The organism is Apibacter sp. ESL0404 (genome assembly GCF_019469245.1).
Classification (GTDB): Bacteria; Bacteroidota; Bacteroidia; order Flavobacteriales; family Weeksellaceae; genus Apibacter.
Map to the genome: position 1 here is coordinate 1,652,458 of NZ_CP048267.1, position 20,935 is coordinate 1,673,392.

Consider the following 20,935-nt stretch of genomic DNA (forward strand, 5'->3'; position numbering starts at 1 on the left):
CTTAATCGAAATTATTTCCATTTCCAATCTAACATTCTTTTATACGGAATCGATTTTGATTCTGCTAAATCAGTAAGAGTTTTAGTAAGTGAGTCTATAGCTTCAATTTGAGATTTAGGAATAATAATATTTCTTCCCCTGTCTAATTTTATAAAAAAATGCGAGGGAATTTCATAGATTAGTTCTATATTGGAAATAGGAATTTTTCCTTCATTTTCACCGTTGGAAAGGATTATATCATCCGTTGAAAAAGTAAGTCCAATGGTTTCTAATTGCGTTTTATTAAAATTTCGATAAACAAAACGTTTATAATATCTTTTATATATCCAACGAGAATAAATCGGATAAATAAATATAAACCCAATACCAAATACTCCAAAATAAGCGGCTAATGCATAGTTCTTTAAAAAAACAAAAATTACAGCAAGTACAAAAAAGGCGGAAGTCCATAAAAGTAGCCCTTTTTTCCTTTGTTGTTTTACTATTTCATTCATCGAAGCACTAAAAAGCTGATGAGTAAGATAATCATCTGCTGAAATTTTATAAGTATATGTATAATCTTTCATAATTGTAAATGTATGAAATCCGTCGTATTTATGTTAGTGATTTAATAAGTAAGAATTAAATATGTATAAATAAATATTCCTATCTCCCTATATTATAAAATTAATTTATAATTGTAACTAGTAAAGAAAGATAGGAATAAGTATATGCCCCGTTAGTAACAGAAGCATATTTTGGTTATATTTTCTTTAAAAGAGATTTTAATTCAACATTCTCTCCTAAAATAGTGCGCAAGGAATCTACTGAAACTCTTTCCTGTTTCATAGTATCTCTGTTTCTTATAGTAACAGTATGATCGGAAAGCGTATCATGGTCTACGGTAATACAGTAAGGAGTACCGATAGCATCTTGTCTTCTATATCGTTTACCAATGGCATCTTTATCTTCATACATTACATTATAATCAAATTTCAAATCATTGAAAATCTTTTCTGCATATTCCGGCAATCCATCTTTTTTAAGTAATGGAAATATAGCAACTTTATTAGGCGCTAAAGCAGGAGGCAAACTTAAAACAACTCTTGATGAGCCATCTTCCAATGTTTCGTCTTTTAAACATTTAGATAAAAGAGCTAAAAACATTCGGTCTAATCCTATAGAGGTTTCCACTACATAAGGAACATAACTTTTATTTTGTTCCGGATCGAAATATTGAAGTTTTTTACCGGAATATTTTTCATGTGCCGATAAATCAAAATCGGTTCTGGAATGGATACCTTCCAATTCTTTAAATCCGAATGGAAAATTAAATTCAATATCGGTGGCAGCGTTTGCATAATGGGCTAACTTTTCATGATCGTGAAATCTATAGTTATCTTTACCCAATCCTAAAGCTAAATGCCAATTTAAACGTTTTTCTTTCCATTCTTTAAAATAAGACAGTTCAGTGCCCGGAGGAACAAAAAATTGCATTTCCATTTGTTCAAACTCTCTCATCCTAAAAATGAATTGTCTTGCCACAATTTCATTTCTAAACGCTTTACCAATTTGTGCAATTCCAAAAGGTAATTTTTTTCTTCCTGTCTTTTGAACATTTAGGTAATTTACAAAAATTCCTTGTGCCGTTTCAGGTCTTAAATATAAATCGGTAGCAGAATCAGCAGTAGAGCCTAATTTTGTCCCAAACATTAAATTAAACTGACGAACTTCTGTCCAGTTTTTAGAACCTGTTTCGGGATCACCAATTTCCAGTTCTTCGATTAAAGCTTTAGTATCTGCTAAATTAGTTTCTAAAGATTTAGCTAATCTTTGTAAGATATCTGCTTTTTGCTTTCTATATTCTAAAACTTTAGGATTAGTAGTCTCAAACTGTTCCAAATCAAAAGCTTCTCCGAATCGTTTTCTTGCTTTTTCAATTTCTTTTTTGGCTTTATCTTCAAATTTCTCCGCAAAATCTTCCACTAAAACATCCGCACGAAATCTCTTTTTACTGTCTTTATTGTCAATTAACGGATCATTAAACGCATCAACATGCCCGGAAGCCTTCCAAATAGTAGGATGCATAAATATAGCAGAATCCAATCCCAAAATATTTTCATTCAACTGCACCATTGCTTTCCACCAATACTGTTTAATATTGTTTTTTAATTCAACACCATTTTGACCGTAATCGTAAATGGCTGATAATCCGTCATAAACTTCACTGGAAGGAAAAACAAACCCATATTCCTTGGCATGGGCAACTACCTTTTTTAAAACATCTTCTTGAGATTTCATATATATACTTGGTTAGATATTTATATTCAACGTTCAAATTTACTATAAAAAATGAGATATTACCCTATAACTGTTATATACCTCTATCAGGGAAAACAAAATATATCCAATAATTCAACCTAATCTTTCGTTGATATTAAAAATAAATTTGCGTTTGCAAATTATCTTCATATATTTGCACTTCGAAAATAAATGAAGAACAAAAAAGAGATGTTATTATGTTAATTATTCCAGTAAAAGATGGAGAGTCTATTGATAAAGCTCTAAAAAAATATAAAAGAAAATACGATAAAACCGGTGTTGTTAAAGAATTAAGAAAAAGACAACAGTTTATTAAGCCTTCTGTTACTAAAAGACAACAGGTAATTAGAGCAGCTTACAAACAAAGATTGCAAAGTCAAGAAGAAGCATAAGAAACTTTTTCTATATAATATTAGCCTATTTTTCGAAATTATTTTTAATTTTGAAAAGTAGGCTTTTTATATGTTACAAAAATTTCTTGAATACCTTACCTTAGAGAAACATTATTCTCCTCTTACCATACAAAGTTATGAAAGAGATTTGCTGGATCTTCAAAGCTTTCTTTTAGAATCTGAAAGCATTTCTGATGCAGAACATGCTACTGCCAAGCAACTAAGGAATTTCATTATTTATCTATCCAATAAAAATTTATCGGAAAAATCCATCAATAGAAAAATTTCTTCTATAAGAAGCTTTTTTAAATTTTTGCTTAAAATTAGTTATTTGGATATAAATCCAACCATACACTTAAAAAATCTTAAACAAAAGAAAAAAGTTCTACTCCCTTACACTGAAGATGAAATTTATTCCATCGAAACTTATATAAATTCTTGTGAGGCAGGAAAAGATAACTCGGATTCCTTTGAAACTCTTAGAAACCATCTCATTTTTGAGATATTTTATCAAACAGGTATCAGAAGAATGGAACTCCTGCAACTTAAAACTTCAACAATCGATTTAAAAAATCACACGATTAGAGTTACAGGAAAAAGAAATAAAGAAAGATTAATTCCTATAACTCAAAAATTATCAGAGCAAATAAATACATTTCTAGCCTATAAAATCAATTTTGGTATACCTTATGAATATTTATTTACCAATAAAAACGGTAAAATTTTAAGTGAAAAGTATGTATATAACCTGATTCATAGATATGTTAGCATGGTAACTACTAAGGATAAAAAAAGTCCGCATATGCTTCGTCATACCTTTGCAAGCCATCTCTTACACAACGGAGCTGAAATCAATTCCATAAAAGAATTACTGGGTCACAGTAGTTTAGCAGCTACACAGGTTTATACTCATAATACTATAGAAGATTTAAAAAAAGTATTCAACCGGTCCCATCCTTTTGGGCTTAAAAATAAAAAAGATGAAAATTAACGTACAAGCAGTAAATTTTAATGCACAAGACACCCTATTGGCATTTTTAAATAAAAAAGTTTTAAAATTAGATCAATATTACGACAAAATAATCAATGCTAATATATTCCTAAAATTGGAAAACGTTGGAAATAAAGAAAATAAGACTACGGAAATCGTTTTAGAAGTTCCCGGTGATGAATTAGTAGCTAAAAAAACGTCCCCTACATTTGAAGAAAGTATTGACTTAGCCTGTGAAGCCGCTAAAAAGATGATACTCAAAAGGAAAGAAAAAATGTAGGTAAAAAATCATATTTTTTTTTCATAAAAATTTGGAAATATTAAAAATTTATCTACCTTTGCAATCCGTTAGACGAAGATAATGATCTTAGAAAAATAACGAAATATTTTCTTTGAAATAAAAAATTTAACGCCGGTATAGCTCAGTTGGCCAGAGCACGTGATTTGTAATCTCGGGGTCGTGGGTTCGAATCCCTCTACCGGCTCGTTTTTGAAGGGGAGATACTCAAGCGGCCAACGAGGACAGACTGTAAATCTGTTGGTTTTTACCTTCGGAGGTTCGAATCCTCCTCTCCCCACAAAAAAAATTAAAAAAAATTTTGTAATTCAAAAAAAAATTCTACCTTTGCAACCGAATTACAAAGGTAATCAAAAAATAAGCGGAAGTAGCTCAGTTGGTAGAGCGTCAGCCTTCCAAGCTGAATGTCGCGAGTTCGACCCTCGTCTTCCGCTCAATTTTTTAACAGCCGATGTAGCTCAGGGGTAGAGCGCTTCCTTGGTAAGGACGAGGTCACGGGTTCAACTCCCGTCATTGGCTCTCAATTATCCAAACATACAATCACAAATTTTATTAATAAGCCTAAACTTTCTTAAAGACATATTTACAAAACAGTTGTTTATAAAAAAGTATTTATTTTTTATAAGCTATTGTTATTTAAAAAAAATTGAGTATATTTGCACTCATTTTTGGAAATATAAACAAACATATTTATCATGGCAAAAGAAACTTTTCAGCGTACCAAACCACATCTTAATATAGGTACAATCGGTCACGTAGACCACGGAAAAACGACTTTAACAGCTGCTATCACAAAAGTATTAGCAGAAAAAGGGTTAGCAGAAAAAAGAGATTTTTCTCAAATTGATGCAGCTCCTGAGGAAAAAGAAAGAGGGATCACAATCAATACTGCACACGTAGAATATCAAACAGAAAACCGTCACTATGCACACGTTGACTGTCCGGGGCATGCTGACTATGTAAAAAACATGGTTACCGGTGCTGCTCAAATGGACGGAGCTATTCTAGTAGTTGCTGCAACAGATGGACCTATGCCTCAAACAAGAGAGCACATCTTGTTATGTCGTCAGGTTAACGTACCTAAAATCGTTGTATTCATGAACAAAGTGGATATGGTTGACGATCCTGAATTATTAGACTTAGTTGAAATGGAAGTAAGAGAATTATTATCTTCTTACGATTATGACGGAGATAACACTCCTGTTATCCAAGGTTCTGCTTTAGGTGCACTTAACGGAGATCCAAAATGGGTTGCTACTGTTGATGAATTAATGGCAGCAGTTGATAACTGGATTGATTTACCGGTTCGTGATCAAGATAAACCATTCTTAATGCCAATCGAAGACGTTTTCTCTATTACAGGTCGTGGAACTGTAGCTACAGGACGTATTGAAGCCGGAGTTATTAACTCAGGTGAAGCTGTAGATATCGTTGGTATGGGAGATGAAAAATTAACATCTACTGTAACCGGAGTTGAAATGTTTAGAAAAATATTAGATAGAGGTGAAGCCGGAGATAATGTTGGATTATTATTAAGAGGTATTGAAAAAACTGATATCCGTCGTGGTATGGTTATCGCTAAACCGGGTTCAATCACTCCTCACAAAAAATTCAAAGCAGAGGTTTATATCTTAACTAAAGAAGAAGGTGGACGTCACACTCCATTCCACAATAACTACCGTCCTCAATTCTACGTTAGAACTACTGACGTAACCGGTACAATTACTTTACCGGAAGGAACTGAAATGGTAATGCCTGGTGATAATTTAACTATTACAGTTGAATTACACCAACCAATCGCACTTAACAACGGTTTAAGATTCGCTATCCGTGAAGGTGGTAGAACTGTTGGTGCAGGTCAGGTAACTGAGATTTTAGATTAATTTAAATAAAATCATAACAAAAGAAAGAACTTAAAGTTCTTTCTTTTTTAAGCGGGTGTAGCTCAGCTGGTAGAGCAGTGGTCTCCAAAACCAAAGGTCGTGAGTTCGAATCTTTCCGCCCGCGCAAAATAATAATAAATGAACGGACTCATTAAGTATTTAAAGGGCGCAATAGAAGAATTTAAAGATCACGTCGAGTGGCCTAAATGGTCCGATCTGCAATCCTCAACAACTGTTGTAGCGATTACATCGATCATTTTGGCTATGTTCTGCTTTGGTGTAGATTGGATTTTTGCTAAAGCGCTTCAGAATATTTATTCTATATTAATAGGATTAAAATCTTAATATTAGGAAGCGATGGATGAAATGAAATGGTATGTACTGAAAACGATCAGTGGGCAAGAATCTAAGGTGAAAATGTATATTGAAAATGAAGTTTTAAGATACGAACATCTTAAAAAAAATCTTGGCCAAGTAGTGGTACCTATGGAAAAAGTAGTACAAATTAGAAACGGAAAAAAAATTCGTAAAGAAAAAGTCTATTATCCCGGCTATGTTATGGTTGAAGCTAATTTAATTGGTGAATTACCACATACTATAAAGAATATACCCGGCGTAATTAGTTTTTTAAGTGCTACTAAAGGAGGAGATCCACTTCCAATGAGACGAAGCGAAGTGAGTAGAATGTTCGGTAAAATGGATGAATTATCAGAATCTGAAGATACCGTAAACATTCCTTTTGTATTTGGTGAAACCGTGAAAGTTATTGATGGACCATTTAACGGTTTTAATGGAACCATCGAAAAAATAAATGAAGAGAAAAGAAAATTAGATGTGATGGTGTTGATTTTCGGAAGAAAAACCCCCATTGAATTAAGTTTCTCTCAAGTAGAAAAAATATAGGCTGCTTCCACAGATATAAATAAAACATTTTTAAGTAAAAATTAAAATGGCAAAAAAAATTTTTAAAATGGTAAAACTCCAGGTGAAAGGAGGTCAAGCAAACCCTTCACCTCCAGTAGGACCTGCATTAGGTGCTGCCGGGGTTAACATTATGGAGTTTTGTAAACAATTTAATGCCCGAACACAAGAAAAGCAAGGACAAGTATTACCGGTTATCATTACTGTTTATGAGGATAAATCATTTGACTTTGTAGTTAAAACTCCTCCTGTAACCGTTCAACTTTTAGCAGCTTCTAAAGCTAAAAAAGGTTCCGGCGAACCAAACAGAGATAAGGTAGCATCCGTTACTTGGAGCCAAGTACAACAAATTGCTGAAGATAAAATGGTAGATTTAAATTGCTTTACTATAGAATCAGCAGTTAGCATGGTTGCAGGTACAGCAAGATCTATGGGTATTAGAGTAACTGGGCAAAATCCCTTTAATAATTAATTGTAGGAATCATGGCAGTTTTAACGAAAAAACAAAAAGCAGTAGTTGCTAAAGTAGATAAATCAAAACTTTATACATTAGAGGAAGCTTCCAATTTAGTTAAAGAAGTTAATTATACTAAATTTGATGCATCCGTTGATATAGCTGTACGTTTAGGAGTAGATCCACGTAAGGCTAATCAAATGGTGCGTGGAGTTGTATCTTTACCTCATGGTACAGGTAAAGAAACTCGTGTTTTAGCTTTAGTTACTCCCGATAAGGAAGAGGAAGCTAAAAACGCAGGTGCTGATTATGTAGGTTTGGATGATTATCTACAAAAAATAAAAGATGGATGGACAGATGTTGATGTAATTGTTACTCAACCTCAAGTAATGGGTAAATTAGGTCCTTTAGGAAGAGTTTTAGGTCCTCGTGGATTAATGCCCAATCCTAAAACCGGAACAGTTACCACTGAAATAGGAAAAGCAATTTCAGAAGTGAAAGCAGGTAAAATAGATTTTAAAGTAGATAAATACGGAATTGTACATGCTGCAATAGGTAAAGTATCTTTCGATGCAAAAAATATTCAAGAGAATGCACAAGAAATTATTTCTACTTTAATAAAATTAAAACCTCAGGCAGCAAAAGGAGTTTATGTGAAAAGTATATACCTATCCTCTACTATGAGTCCGGGTATTGCTATTGATCCTAAAGGTATTAACTAATTTTAATTTTACCAAAACATGACAAAACAAGAAAAAACAGAGGTAATTAAAGAATTACAGGAAGTACTTGAAAGTACAAATGTATTATATATAGCTGATACTGATGGATTAAATGCACAACAGACTTCAGAACTAAGAAGAGCTTGTTTCAAAGGTGAAATTTCAATGAAAGTTGTTAAAAACACCCTTCTTAGAAAAGCAATGGAAAATGTAGAAGATAAAGATTTTTCAGGTGTTTTTGAAAGTCTAAAAGGAAACTCTACTATTTTCATTTCAGAAAAAGGAAATGCTCCGGCTAAATTAATACAAAATTTCAGAAAGAAAACTGAAAAACCATTACTAAAAGCTGCTTGGATTGATTCTGCAGTATTTGTAGGAGATGCTCAATTAGAAACATTGGCAAATCTTAAATCCAGAGAAGAGCTTATTGGAGAAATTATTGGATTACTTCAATCTCCAATTAAAAATGTTGTTTCTGCCCTTAAATCTGGTGGGAATACCATTGCCGGTTTGGTTAAAACCTTATCTGAAAAAGAAGAATAATTTCACACTCATAATAAATAGTTGTTAAACAAAAATTAAAACAAAATTAAAAATGGCAGATTTAAAACAATTAGCTGAAACTCTAGTAAATTTAACAGTAAAAGAAGTTAATGAATTAGCTGAAATATTAAAAGAAGAATACGGTATTGAACCTGCTGCTGCTGCTGTAGCTATGGCTGCACCTGTTGCTGGTGCTGATGCTGGTGCTGCTGAAGAAAAAACAGAATTCGATGTTATTCTTAAAGCTGCAGGAGCTAACAAATTAGCTGTTGTTAAATTAGTTAAAGATCTTACAGGTAAAGGTCTAAAAGAAGCTAAAGATGCTGTAGATGGAGCTCCTACTCCAATTAAAGAAGGAGTAGCTAAAGACGAAGCAGAAAGTCTTAAAAAACAGCTTGAAGAAGCTGGAGCTGAAGTTGAATTGAAATAATTCATTCTACCTAAAAATAAAGGTTTAGGCCTCCAATTTAACATTGGTAAGGTCTAAGCCTATTTGTGTTTTAAAGATTTTAATATATCATATGAGTAAATCATTGGCGTCAAAAACTCAAAACCCTAAGAGATTTAGTTTCTCTCACTCTAAAGGACAAATTGAATTTCCTGATTTCCTGGATATACAGGTTAAATCATTTCAGGATTTTTTTCAATTAGAAACCCGTCCTGATCAAAGAAAAAACGAAGGACTTTTTAAAACGTTTACTGAAAATTTCCCTATTTCCGATACTAGGAATCAGTTCGTTTTAGAATTTTTAGATTATTTTGTTGATCCTCCAAAATACTCTATTGAAGAATGCATTGAAAGAGGATTAACTTATAGTGTACCACTTAAAGCACGTCTTAAATTATATTGTACCGACCCCGAACATGAAGATTTTGAAACAGTAGTTCAAGATGTATATTTAGGTCCTATTCCTTATATGACACCAAGCGGTTCGTTTATTATAAACGGTGCTGAAAGAGTTATGGTATCCCAATTACATCGTTCACCTGGTGTATTTTTTGGACAATCTTATCATGCCAACGGTGCTAAATTATATTCTTCCAGAATTATTCCATTTAAAGGATCTTGGATGGAATTTGCTACCGATATCAATGGCGTGATGTATGCTTACATTGACAGAAAGAAAAAACTTCCGATGACAACCTTGCTTCGTGCAATCGGTTATCAAAGTGATAAAGATATATTAGAAATATTTGATCTTGCAGAAGAAGTAAAAGTAAATAAATCCAACCTAAAAAAGATGTTAGGAAGGACTCTAGCTGCAAGAGTTTTAAATACTTGGTTCGAGGACTTTGTTGATGAAGACACCGGTGAGGTGGTTTCTATTGAAAGAAATGAAATTATCCTTGACCGTGAAACTGTTTTAGAAAAGGAACATATTGATTTAATCATAGATTCCGGAATTAAAACTATTTTAGTTCATAAAGAAAACAGCAATGAATTCTCAATAATTCATAACACATTACAAAAAGACTCTACCAATTCCGAAAAAGAAGCTGTAGAATATATCTATCGTCAATTACGTAATGCTGAACCACCTGATGAAGAAACGGCTAGAGGAATTATCGATAAATTATTCTTCTCTGATGCTCGATACTCTTTAGGTGAAGTAGGTCGTTATCGTATTAATAAAAAGTTAGGATTAAATATATCAGAAGATATTCAAGTTTTAACAAAAGACGATATTATCGCAATTGTTAAATATTTAATTGAATTAATCAACTCAAAAGCTGAAGTTGATGATATCGATCACTTATCTAACCGTCGTGTTAAAACTGTTGGTGAACAATTAGCCGGTCAATTTGGTGTAGGTTTAGCTCGTATGGCTCGAACCATTAAAGAAAGAATGAACGTTCGTGATAATGAAGTGTTCACTCCTATTGACTTGATCAATGCTAAAACCTTAACTTCAGTTATCAACTCTTTCTTTGGAACTAATCAGTTATCTCAATTCATGGATCAAACCAATCCACTATCTGAGGTTACCCATAAAAGACGTATGTCTGCATTAGGTCCCGGTGGTTTATCAAGAGAAAGAGCCGGATTTGAAGTGCGAGACGTACACTACACTCATTACGGTAGAATTTGTCCTATCGAAACTCCGGAAGGACCGAACATCGGTTTGATATCTTCTTTAGGCTGTTACGCTAGAATCAATGACTTAGGATTTATGGAAACCCCATACAGAAAAGTTGTTGACGGTAAAGTAGATTTAGAATCCGAACCTCAATATTTAACTGCGGAAGAGGAAGAAGGAAAAATTATTGCTCAAGCGAACATCAATATGGACATCGATGGTAAAATTCTTGATGAGAGAATTGTTGCCAGAGAGGAAGCTGATTATCCGGTTGTTGAACCTGATAAGGTGGATCTGATGGATGTTGCACCTAATCAAATTACAGGTATTTCCGCTTCATTAATTCCTTTCCTTGAGCACGATGATGCGAACCGTGCTTTGATGGGTTCAAACATGATGCGTCAAGCAGTACCCCTATTAAAACCTCAAGCTCCAATTGTAGGAACCGGTTTAGAATTTCAAGTAGCTAAAGATTCGCGTATCTTAATTAATGCAGAAGGTGAAGGAGTAGTAGAATATGTGGATGCTAACATTATTACTATAAAATACGACAGAACCGAAGAAGAAGAATTAGTTAGCTTTGATTCTGCAAGTAAAACATATAAATTAACGAAATTCAGAAAAACCAATCAAAGTACTTCTATAACGCTTAAACCAATCGTTAAAGCAGGTGATAGAGTTTCTAAAGGTCAAGTTTTAACTGAAGGTTATGCTACTGAAGATGGAGAACTTGCTTTAGGTAGAAACCTTCTAGTAGCTTTCATGCCTTGGAAAGGATATAACTTTGAGGATGCGATTGTTATTAATCAAAGAGCAGTTAGCGAAGACTGGTTTACTTCTATTCACGTAGACGAATATTCTTTAGAAGTTCGTGATACCAAATTAGGTATGGAAGAACTTACACCGGATATTCCAAACGTAAGTGAAGAAGCTACTAAAGATCTTGATGAAAACGGTATGATCCGTATTGGAGCAGAAGTTAAACCCGGAGATATTTTAGTAGGAAAAATTACTCCTAAAGGAGAATCTGACCCAACTTCAGAAGAAAAATTACTTCGTGCCATATTCGGGGATAAAGCCGGAGATGTAAAAGATGCTTCTCTAAAAGCAGAACCTTCTTTAAAAGGTGTGGTAATTAATAAAAAATTATTTACACGTAACATTAAAGACAAACGTAAAAGAGGGGACGAAAAATTAAAAATTGAACAATTAGAAGCTGAATTTAAAGTAAAGCTTAATGATTTAAAAAATCAACTATTAGAGAAATTATATGTCCTTCTAAATGGTAAAACTTCTCAAGGAATCTATAATGATTTAAATGAAGAAGTAATACCAAAAGGAGTAAAATTCACTCAAAAGCTTTTATCTAGTATTGATGACTATTTTAATTTAGCTGGAGAAAATTGGACTTTAGATGATAATAAAAACAATTCTATTAAAGAATTGCTTCACAACTATAAAATAAAACATAACGATTTACTAGGTTCTCTAAATAGAGAAAGACATACTATTTCTGTTGGAGATGAATTACCGGCCGGTATCGTTAAATTGGCAAAAGTTTATATTGCTAAAAAACGTAAACTAAATGTTGGAGATAAAATGGCAGGTCGTCACGGTAACAAAGGTATTGTTGCTAGAATTGTACGTGATGAAGATATGCCATTCCTAGAAGACGGAACACCGGTAGATATTGTCCTTAACCCATTAGGGGTACCTTCCCGTATGAACATTGGACAGATTTATGAAACTATCTTAGGATGGTGCGGTAAAAAATTAGGTAAAAAATTCGCAACTCCTATCTTCGATGGAGCTACTTCCGAGCAAATCGATGAACTTACAAAAGAAGCAGGAGTACCACAGTGGGGAACTACTTATTTATATGACGGAGGAACCGGAGAACGTTTTGAGCAAAAAGCAACTGTGGGAGTTATCTATATGTTGAAATTAGGACATATGGTTGATGACAAAATGCACGCACGTTCAATCGGACCATACTCATTAATTACTCAGCAACCATTAGGAGGTAAAGCTCAATTTGGAGGTCAGAGATTCGGAGAAATGGAGGTTTGGGCTTTAGAAGCTTTCGGAGCATCAAACATTCTAAGAGAAATTATAACAATTAAATCTGATGATGTAATAGGTAGAGCTAAAGCCTATGAATCAATTGTTAAAGGTGAACCAATGCCTGAACCGGGTATACCTGAATCATTTAATGTATTCTTACATGAATTACAAGGTTTAGGGTTGGATGTAAGATTGGAAGAATAAATATTTCTTTCTTAACTCTTAATAAATTTAAATTTTTTTCAATTTAATTGATTACAAAATAATGGCAGTTAAACAAAGAACTAGCAAATTTAGTAAAATTATAATCGGATTAGCTTCTCCGGAAAGTATATTACAACAATCTAGAGGAGAGGTTTTAAAACCTGAAACAATCAATTATCGGACTCATAAACCTGAACGAGACGGTTTGTTTTGTGAAAGAATATTCGGTCCGGTAAAGGACTACGAATGTGCTTGTGGGAAATATAAAAGAATACGTTACAAAGGAATTGTTTGTGATCGATGTGGAGTTGAAGTAACGGAAAAAAAAGTTAGACGTGAAAGAATCGGACATATCAACTTGGTAGTGCCTGTGGCACATATCTGGTATTTCCGTTCTTTACCCAATAAAATTGGATATTTATTAGGTATTCCATCCAAAAAACTGGATATGATTATCTACAACGAACGTTTTGTAGTAATTCAAGCCGGAATAGCTAAAAAATTAAATGGTGAAGAATTAGAACATCTTGAATTTTTAACGGAAGAAGAATATTTAGATATATTAGAAACTCTTCCTATTGAAAATCAATATTTAGATGATTCTGATCCGAATAAATTTGTTGCCAAAATGGGAGCAGAATGTTTGGAAGAACTTTTAAAGAGAACAGATTTAGATGCTTTATCTTATGAATTAAGACATAAAGCCAATAATGAATCTTCCAAACAAAGAAGAACAGAAGCGTTAAAACGATTACAAGTAGTTGAATCTTTCAGAGATGCTAATTCCAATGGTCGTATTAACAGACCGGAATGGATGATCATGAGAGTAATACCTGTAATTCCTCCGGACTTACGTCCGTTAGTTCCCTTAGATGGAGGGCGTTTTGCTACTTCTGACTTAAATGATTTATATCGTAGGGTTATTATCAGAAACAATCGTTTAAAACGATTAATTGAAATTAAAGCCCCTGAAGTAATTTTACGTAATGAGAAGCGTATGCTTCAGGAAGCTGTTGATTCTTTATTTGATAATACCAGAAAATCATCTGCGGTTAAATCTGAATCTAACAGACCTTTAAAATCTCTGTCTGATTCCTTAAAAGGAAAACAAGGACGTTTCCGTCAAAACTTATTAGGTAAACGTGTGGATTATTCTGCTCGTTCGGTAATTGTTGTAGGTCCTTCCCTTCAACTTCATGAGTGCGGACTTCCTAAGGATATGGCTGCAGAGCTTTATAAACCTTTTATCATTCGTAAATTAATTGAAAGAGGAATTGTAAAAACTGTAAAATCTGCCAAGAGAATTATTGAAAGAAAAGAGCCGGTAGTTTACGATATCCTGGAAAATGTAATGAAAGGACATCCGGTATTGTTGAACCGTGCCCCTACTCTTCACCGTTTAGGTATTCAAGCATTTCAACCTAGAATGATTGAAGGAAAAGCTATTCGTCTTCACCCGTTAGTTTGTACTGCATTTAATGCAGACTTTGACGGTGACCAAATGGCGGTGCATTTACCTTTAGGACCGGAAGCTATTTTGGAAGCTCAATTATTGATGTTAGCTTCTCAAAACATTTTAAATCCGGCTAACGGATCTCCTATTCAAGTACCTTCACAAGATATGGTTTTAGGATTATATTATATGACTAAACCATTAACACCTACGGACGAAATTAAAGTTAAAGGACACGGATCTATTTTCTATTCTTCTGAAGAGGTAGATATTGCTTATAATGAAAAAGCAGTAGATTTAAATGCTATCATTAAAGTAAAAGCAACAGTTGTAGAAGGTGAAGAATTAGTTGAAAAAATGATTGAAACTACTGTAGGGCGCGTGTTATTTAACAAAATCGTACCTAAAAAAGTAGGTTTCATCAATGAAGTATTGACTAAAAAATCATTACGTAACATTATCGGTACCATATTACAAAGAACCGATTTCCCTACCACAGCTAAGTTTTTGGATGATATGAAAACTTTAGGTTATGCAACTGCATTTAAAGGTGGATTATCATTTAGCTTAGGTGATATTAAAACTCCTGAAGAAAAGAAAATTATGATTCAGGAAGCGAATGAACAAGTGGATGGGATCAGAGCTAACTATAATATGGGATTAATTACCAATAATGAAAGATATAATCAGGTAATTGATGTTTGGACTAATACCAATGCACGATTAACAGATTTAATCATGCAACGAATGAAAACCGACAAAGGTGGATTCAACTCTGTATATATGATGCTTGACTCCGGTGCACGGGGATCTAAAGAACAGATTCGTCAGTTAGCAGGTATGCGTGGATTGATGGCAAAACCTCAAAAAGCGGGATCTTCCGGAGGTGAAATTATTGAAAACCCTATTATCTCTAATTTCCGCGAAGGACTTTCCATCCTTGAATACTTTATTTCTACTCACGGGGCTCGTAAAGGTCTTGCAGATACCGCATTAAAAACCGCTGACGCAGGTTATTTGACTCGTCGTTTAGTGGATGTGGCTCAAGATGTTATTATTAATGAGCAAGATTGTGGAACTTTAAGAGGTATCGAAATTTCTCCGTTGAAGAAAAATGACGAAATTGTTGAACCATTATCTGAAAGAATTTTAGGACGTGTATCTCTTCATGATGTATACCATCCTGATACAGATGAGCTATTAATTGAAGCGGATCAAATGATAACTTCCGAAATAGCTAAATTAATTCAACAATCCGGAATTGAATCAGTGGAAGTTCGTTCGCCTTTAACTTGTGAATCTAAAAAAGGTATTTGTGCTAAATGTTATGGTGTAAACCTTTCAACTAATAAATTAATCAACAAAGGGGAAGCGGTTGGAGTTATTGCAGCTCAATCTATCGGTGAACCGGGTACACAGCTTACCTTAAGAACCTTCCACGTGGGAGGTACTGCAGGAAACGTTGCAGAAGTTAGCAGCATTGTTGCTAAAAGAGACGGAAAAGTTGAATTTGATGATATTAGAACTGTTGAAAGTGAAGACGAAAACGGAAATAAAGTTTCAATCGTTGTTTCTCGTTCCACAGAATTTAAATTATTAAATGCGGAAGGAAACATTCAAATGCTTACCAACATTCCGTATGGTTCTACTTTATTAGTTGAATCAGGTGATGAAGTTAAGAAAGGAGATATCATTTGTAAATGGGATCCGTATAATGCAATTATACTTTCTGAAACTGCCGGTAAGATCGAATACGAACAAATTGAGCAAGGTTCCACTTATCAACTAGAAATAGACGAACAAACCGGATTTGAAGAAAAAGTAATTTCAGAATCTAGAAATAAAAAATTAATTCCTACCTTAAAAATATTAGATACTAAAGGGAATGAGTTAAAATCAATTAACTTACCGGTTGGTGCACACCTTATCGTAAATGATGGTGAAAAAATTAAGGCAGGAAGAATCTTAGTAAAGATACCAAGAAGATCAGCTAAAGCCGGGGATATTACAGGTGGTTTACCGCGTGTTACCGAGCTTTTTGAAGCACGAAATCCTTCCAATCCGGCTGTTGTTTCAGAAATTGACGGTGTAGTTAGTTACGGTAAAATTAAGAGAGGTAATCGAGAAATAGTTATAGAGTCTAAAACCGGTGAAATTAAAAGATATTTGGTTAAATTATCTAATCAGATTCTTGTACAGGAAAATGACTTCGTTCATGCTGGAGATGCCTTATCTGATGGAGCTATAACTCCTAACGATATTCTTAACATCAAAGGGCCTACTGCCGTTCAGGAATATTTAGTAAATGAAATTCAAGAAGTATACCGATTACAAGGGGTAAAAATCGATGATAAACATTTCGAAATTATTGTTCGTCAAATGATGACTAAAGTAGAAATTGTTGATTGCGGTGATACTAAATTCTTAGAAGGTAATCTTGAACATAAAATTGACTTTATTGAGGAAAATGATCGTATTTTCGGAATGAAAGTTATTACTGATCCCGGAGACAGTTTGGAATTAAAAGCCGGACAAATTATTACTTCAAGGGAACTTCGAGATGAAAATTCTAAATTGAAACGTGAAGATAAGAAATTGGTTGAAGCTAGAGAAGCGCTTCCGGCTACTGCCAGTCCTGTACTACAAGGTATTACAAGAGCCTCTTTACAAACCAAATCATTTATCTCTGCAGCATCTTTCCAAGAAACAACTAAAGTTTTAAATGAAGCTGCTGTTGCCGGTAAAGTTGATTATCTAAACGGATTGAAAGAAAATGTTATCGTAGGACACAGAATCCCTGCCGGTACCGGTTTAACTGAATATCAACACGTAGTTGTAGGTTCGAATAAGGAATTTGAGGAAATGATAACCGAAAAAATTTAACCAAAAACTAATTCGAAATGGAAAATCAAAATCAGAATCAACAAGACTTAAATATTGAATTGACGGATGAAGTAGCTTCCGGGGTATTTTCAAATTTGGCATTAATAAATCATTCTCCGACTGAGTTCGTAGTAGATTTTATACAAATAATGCCGGGGGTCCCTAAGGCTAAAGTTAAATCAAGAATCATTTTAACTCCTGAACATGCGAAACGATTATTAACAGCTTTAACTGATAATATTCAAAAATTCGAACAACAATTTGGTGCAGTTAAAGATGATACCTACCATTTAAATTTTGGTCCTAAAGGTCAAGCTTAAATAGTCTAAAAGTCAACAAATTATTTATAATAATAATGAAGCCGAGGTAAACCCTCGGCTTTTTTTATTAATGGTTTAATAGTTTACATCATAAAAGGCCGATATTTTTATAATATAGACAACTAAATAAAGGAATTAATTTGTGAATTATGTAATTATTTAACAATTATTTTACGATAATTAAAAAATATATTATATATTTGAAACGATAAATTAATGTATTAGATATGAGAGTAAACCGAATTTTCTTAGGATTTTCGTTTATCTTCTTGGGTTCGGCTTTTGCCTGGGCTCAGATGAAAACGATTAGCGGGAAAGTTCTTGGGAGTGACGGTCAGCCACAAGCTGATGTTTCTGTTACGATACAAGGATCTACCAAAAAAACGTATACTGACGACTCAGGAAATTTTTCAATTGATGCTGAACCCGGACAAACCATCGAAATTTTATCATTTGATGACGAAACTGCAAGTTTTATTGTTAATGATCAAAGTTTCTATGATGTGGTTCTACAGTCTCCAGTTACAGAAAGCAAAGAACCTGCTGAAAAAAAGGAAACAGTAATTGAAGGAGTCGTAGTAACTGCTTTAGGTATCACAAGAGAAAAAAAGTCGTTGGGTTATGCGACTCAATCAGTAAATGGCGACGATCTTTCTATTACCAGGGAAAGTAATCCAATTAATTCACTTTCGGGAAAAGTTTCGGGATTGCAAATCGTTAATAATAGTGGAACCATGGGGGGTTCAACACAAATCAGATTAAGAGGAATGAGGTCTCTATCTCAATCCAATAAACCTCTTATTGTTGTAGATGGTATTCCTTTAATTGATCAAAATATCAATGATAAAAACACTGAACGAGGTGCAGGTGGTATTGATTATGGAGATTCATTCGGTGATATTAATCCCGACGATATAGCAAATATTTCCGTGCTTAAAGGAGCTACTGCCGCGGCATTATACGGATCCAGAGCCATGAATGGAGCTATAATGATTACCACAAAAAAAGCAAAAAGAGGTAAAACTGAGATTGTCTTTAATTCAGGTGTTGTATTTGACAAAGTTTACAAAATGCCTCATCAGCAAAAATTATATGGTGGTGGCGGAAGCAAAACATTTGCAACAAAAAATATTAATGGTGTGGATTACCTGGTGGTTGACTATAGAACCGACGAATCTTGGGGTCCTAAATACGATCCAAATGTTAAAGTCTTACATTGGAATGCATTTGATCCTGAATTTTCAAATGATTATTTAGTTGCAAAACCATGGATATATCCTAAAAATGATTACAAGAAATTTTTCAAGACCGGTGTAACATACAATAATGGTATATCTTTTAGCAGAAGTGTTGAAAATACTAATATCAGATTAGGATATAATAATACTAAATCATCCGGAATAACTCCAAATTCAGACTTAACCAAAAATTCATTATCCATGAATCTGAATTCTAAATTATCTGATGATTTAAAAATAAATGCTTCTGCAGCTTATACTTCTACAAGAGGTTTCAACAGACCTGAAGTGGGATATGATAATAACAACATTATTCAAAAAATGTTTCATTTTGGTCAAACCTCATTAGACTATAATGATCTTCAAAAATATGAGTTAGCAGACGGTACTCAAAGAACTTGGAACAGAGAATCTTGGGATAATCCAAAACCCGCTTATTCGGATAATCCTTATTGGACTATAAACAAAAATACCAATAAAGATAATAGAGATCGTTTGTATGGTACCGCCGGTTTAATTTATAATTTAACAAAAGATATGTATGTAAATGGAAAGGTAATGCTTGATACCTATACTCTTCATACAGAAAACAGGACAGCTGTTGGATCACATGCTCTTTCTGAATTTAAAATTTCTGAAAGAAAATATACTGATTTAAATTATGAAGCAACTTTTCATTATGACAAAAATATAGGGAACTTTTCACTTAATTCTTTTGCCGGAACTAACCGAAGGGAATACACATATAGAAGAATGAATGGAAAAACTAAAGGAGGGCTAATTATAAGAGACTGGTATAATCTAAATAATTCATTAGAGCCATCTTTAGTTATGAATGAAAAAGAAAAGAAAAGAGTAAACAGTTTGTTTTATTCTTTTAGTTTAGGATATGATAATTTTGTATTCTTAGAAACTACCGGTAGAAATGATTGGTCTTCTTCTTTACCTTCTAAAAACAATTCTTTTTTCTATCCATCGGTAGCAACCAGTTTTGTAGTTACTAGATATCTTACCAGCAATTGGTTGGAATTTTTAAAAATTAGAGGGGGATATTCTGAAGTTAGAAATGATACTGATCCTTATCAACTCATCAATACATTTTACAATATAGATGAGGAAGAGGATCCGGATTATGGCAGCTTGTATTTAAAAGATCCTTGGTTTTGGTTAACAACTGTTGCTAAAACAGATAAATTAAAACCCGAAAAATTGGAATCTTTTGAATTGGGAGTAGAATTTCAAATGTTCCAAAGAAGATTAAACGGGGATATTTCATTATATCAAACTACCACCAAAGACTTAATAACTAAAGTACCTTTAGACGGTTCTGCCGGTTTCAAATATGCAATGATGAATGCTGGAAAATTAGTTAATAAAGGAATAGAAGTTTCATTGAATATAGTTCCAATTAGAAAAGAGAATTTTAGATGGGATTTTAATTATAATTTTTCAAAATCTGATAATGAAATCAAATCTTTGAGTGAGGATTTAAGTTCATTAACCATAGCAAAAGCTCCCTTTAATGCTTTTGTAGTTGCACTTCCAGGATATAGATACGGACAAATTTATGGGACAGACTTTGTTTATAAAGATGGAAAAAAAGTAGTGGGTAGTGATGGGCTATATCTGAAAACCGATAAAAACGTACCTTTAGGATCAATACTTCCCGATTTTAATATGACATTTAGAAATTCTTTCACTTATAAAAATTGGAGTTTAGGATTTCAAATAGATTGGCAAAAAGGAGGTAAATATTTTTCAACAACCCATATGTGGGGGATGAGCTCAGGAATATTGCCCGAAACTGCTGCTAATGGAATTAGAGAAAATGGTATTATTGTAGACGGTGTTAAAGAAGATGGAAATCCTAATGATATTAGAGTTTCAGCAACCGATTATTCTAAGCATTTTTTTAGTGGACCTAGCGCACAAAATGTATTCGATGCGGATTACATCAAACTACGTGAATTATCATTGGCTTATTCCCTTCCTACTCAATATTTAGGAGATTTTATTAATTCCATAACATTTTCTGCCTTTGCAAGAAATTTATTTGTATGGGGATTAGATTGGAAATCCATGGATCCTGAGGTAGCTAATTATGGTAGTGGAAATGCTTCAGGGATTGAAGGAGGATCCATGCCTACTACAAGATCATTTGGAATTAATGTGCAAGTTAAATTCTAATTA

The 20,935-nt window shown here is 33.5% G+C and carries 16 protein-coding genes and 5 tRNA genes; 19 read left to right on the top strand and 2 right to left on the bottom strand.

The genetic code is table 11. The features are described 5' to 3' along the window. Positions 1-11: 11 nt before the first annotated feature. Both GYM72_RS06970 and GYM72_RS06975 read right to left on the bottom strand, forming a co-directional pair. Complete coding sequence (locus tag GYM72_RS06970; RefSeq protein WP_220263909.1) at positions 12-566, bottom strand: YcxB family protein; 555 nt, start codon at positions 564-566, stop codon at positions 12-14. Positions 567-741: 175 nt separating this feature from the next. After that, on the bottom strand, positions 742-2,280 hold the full coding sequence (locus GYM72_RS06975) for a glycine--tRNA ligase (protein ID WP_105298058.1): 1,539 nt from the start codon (positions 2,278-2,280) through the stop codon (positions 742-744). A gap of 218 nt (positions 2,281-2,498) precedes the next feature. Here GYM72_RS06975 and rpsU point away from each other — a divergent pair, with 218 nt between their 5' ends. From rpsU to GYM72_RS07070, 19 genes are all read left to right on the top strand, one after another. Then, positions 2,499-2,693 carry a 30S ribosomal protein S21 gene (gene rpsU, locus GYM72_RS06980; RefSeq protein ID WP_055425292.1) on the top strand — a complete coding sequence of 65 codons (195 nt, stop codon included), beginning with the start codon at positions 2,499-2,501 and terminating at the stop codon, positions 2,691-2,693. A 70-nt stretch (positions 2,694-2,763) separates the two neighbouring features. After that, a complete protein-coding gene (locus tag GYM72_RS06985) occupies positions 2,764-3,684 on the top strand; it encodes a tyrosine-type recombinase/integrase (protein ID WP_220263910.1) in 921 nt (306 codons plus the stop codon). After that, positions 3,674-3,964, top strand: a complete 291-nt coding sequence (gene hpf / locus GYM72_RS06990) for a ribosome hibernation-promoting factor, HPF/YfiA family (RefSeq protein ID WP_105298060.1) — start codon at positions 3,674-3,676, stop codon at positions 3,962-3,964. Before GYM72_RS06985 ends, hpf begins: the two co-directional genes overlap by 11 nt. Before the next feature lie 131 nt (positions 3,965-4,095). Next, positions 4,096-4,169: transfer RNA gene (locus GYM72_RS06995), tRNA-Thr, on the top strand. A 10-nt stretch (positions 4,170-4,179) separates the two neighbouring features. Then, positions 4,180-4,262 (top strand) — tRNA-Tyr (locus GYM72_RS07000). Between the two features lie 81 nt (positions 4,263-4,343). Beyond that, a tRNA-Gly gene (locus GYM72_RS07005) sits at positions 4,344-4,416 on the top strand. Between the two features lie 13 nt (positions 4,417-4,429). After that, a tRNA-Thr gene (locus GYM72_RS07010) sits at positions 4,430-4,501 on the top strand. A gap of 176 nt (positions 4,502-4,677) precedes the next feature. Beyond that, the gene (gene tuf / locus GYM72_RS07015) at positions 4,678-5,865 is read left to right on the top strand and encodes an elongation factor Tu (protein ID WP_105298061.1); all 1,188 of its coding nucleotides are present in this window, start codon (positions 4,678-4,680) and stop codon (positions 5,863-5,865) included. A 51-nt stretch (positions 5,866-5,916) separates the two neighbouring features. After that, positions 5,917-5,989, top strand: a tRNA-Trp gene (locus GYM72_RS07020). A 14-nt stretch (positions 5,990-6,003) separates the two neighbouring features. After that, complete coding sequence (gene secE / locus GYM72_RS07025; protein ID WP_105298062.1) at positions 6,004-6,210, top strand: preprotein translocase subunit SecE; 207 nt, start codon at positions 6,004-6,006, stop codon at positions 6,208-6,210. Positions 6,211-6,222: 12 nt separating this feature from the next. Continuing rightward, positions 6,223-6,768 (top strand): transcription termination/antitermination protein NusG, encoded by a 546-nt coding sequence (nusG, locus tag GYM72_RS07030; RefSeq protein ID WP_105298063.1) that lies wholly within the window; start codon positions 6,223-6,225, stop codon positions 6,766-6,768. Positions 6,769-6,814: 46 nt separating this feature from the next. Then, on the top strand, positions 6,815-7,258 hold the full coding sequence (gene rplK / locus GYM72_RS07035; RefSeq protein WP_105298064.1) for a 50S ribosomal protein L11: 444 nt from the start codon (positions 6,815-6,817) through the stop codon (positions 7,256-7,258). An 11-nt stretch (positions 7,259-7,269) separates the two neighbouring features. Then, positions 7,270-7,962, top strand: coding sequence for a 50S ribosomal protein L1 (rplA, locus tag GYM72_RS07040; protein ID WP_105298065.1), 693 nt, complete (start codon positions 7,270-7,272; stop codon positions 7,960-7,962). Positions 7,963-7,980: 18 nt separating this feature from the next. After that, a complete protein-coding gene (gene rplJ, locus GYM72_RS07045) occupies positions 7,981-8,505 on the top strand; it encodes a 50S ribosomal protein L10 (protein ID WP_105298066.1) in 525 nt (174 codons plus the stop codon). A gap of 52 nt (positions 8,506-8,557) precedes the next feature. Then, positions 8,558-8,935 carry a 50S ribosomal protein L7/L12 gene (gene rplL / locus GYM72_RS07050; RefSeq protein WP_105298067.1) on the top strand — a complete coding sequence of 126 codons (378 nt, stop codon included), beginning with the start codon at positions 8,558-8,560 and terminating at the stop codon, positions 8,933-8,935. Positions 8,936-9,026: 91 nt separating this feature from the next. After that, a complete protein-coding gene (rpoB, locus tag GYM72_RS07055; RefSeq protein WP_220263911.1) occupies positions 9,027-12,851 on the top strand; it encodes a DNA-directed RNA polymerase subunit beta in 3,825 nt (1,274 codons plus the stop codon). A 61-nt stretch (positions 12,852-12,912) separates the two neighbouring features. Further along, entirely contained in the window at positions 12,913-17,187 is a 4,275-nt protein-coding gene (gene rpoC, locus GYM72_RS07060) for a DNA-directed RNA polymerase subunit beta' (RefSeq protein WP_160557118.1), read from the top strand. Positions 17,188-17,204: 17 nt separating this feature from the next. Then, positions 17,205-17,507 (top strand): DUF3467 domain-containing protein, encoded by a 303-nt coding sequence (locus tag GYM72_RS07065; RefSeq protein ID WP_105298070.1) that lies wholly within the window; start codon positions 17,205-17,207, stop codon positions 17,505-17,507. Positions 17,508-17,734: 227 nt separating this feature from the next. Beyond that, positions 17,735-20,932: a SusC/RagA family TonB-linked outer membrane protein gene (locus tag GYM72_RS07070; protein ID WP_220263912.1), complete on the top strand. Its 3,198-nt coding sequence runs from the start codon at positions 17,735-17,737 to the stop codon at positions 20,930-20,932. The last annotated feature ends 3 nt before the right edge of the window (positions 20,933-20,935 follow it).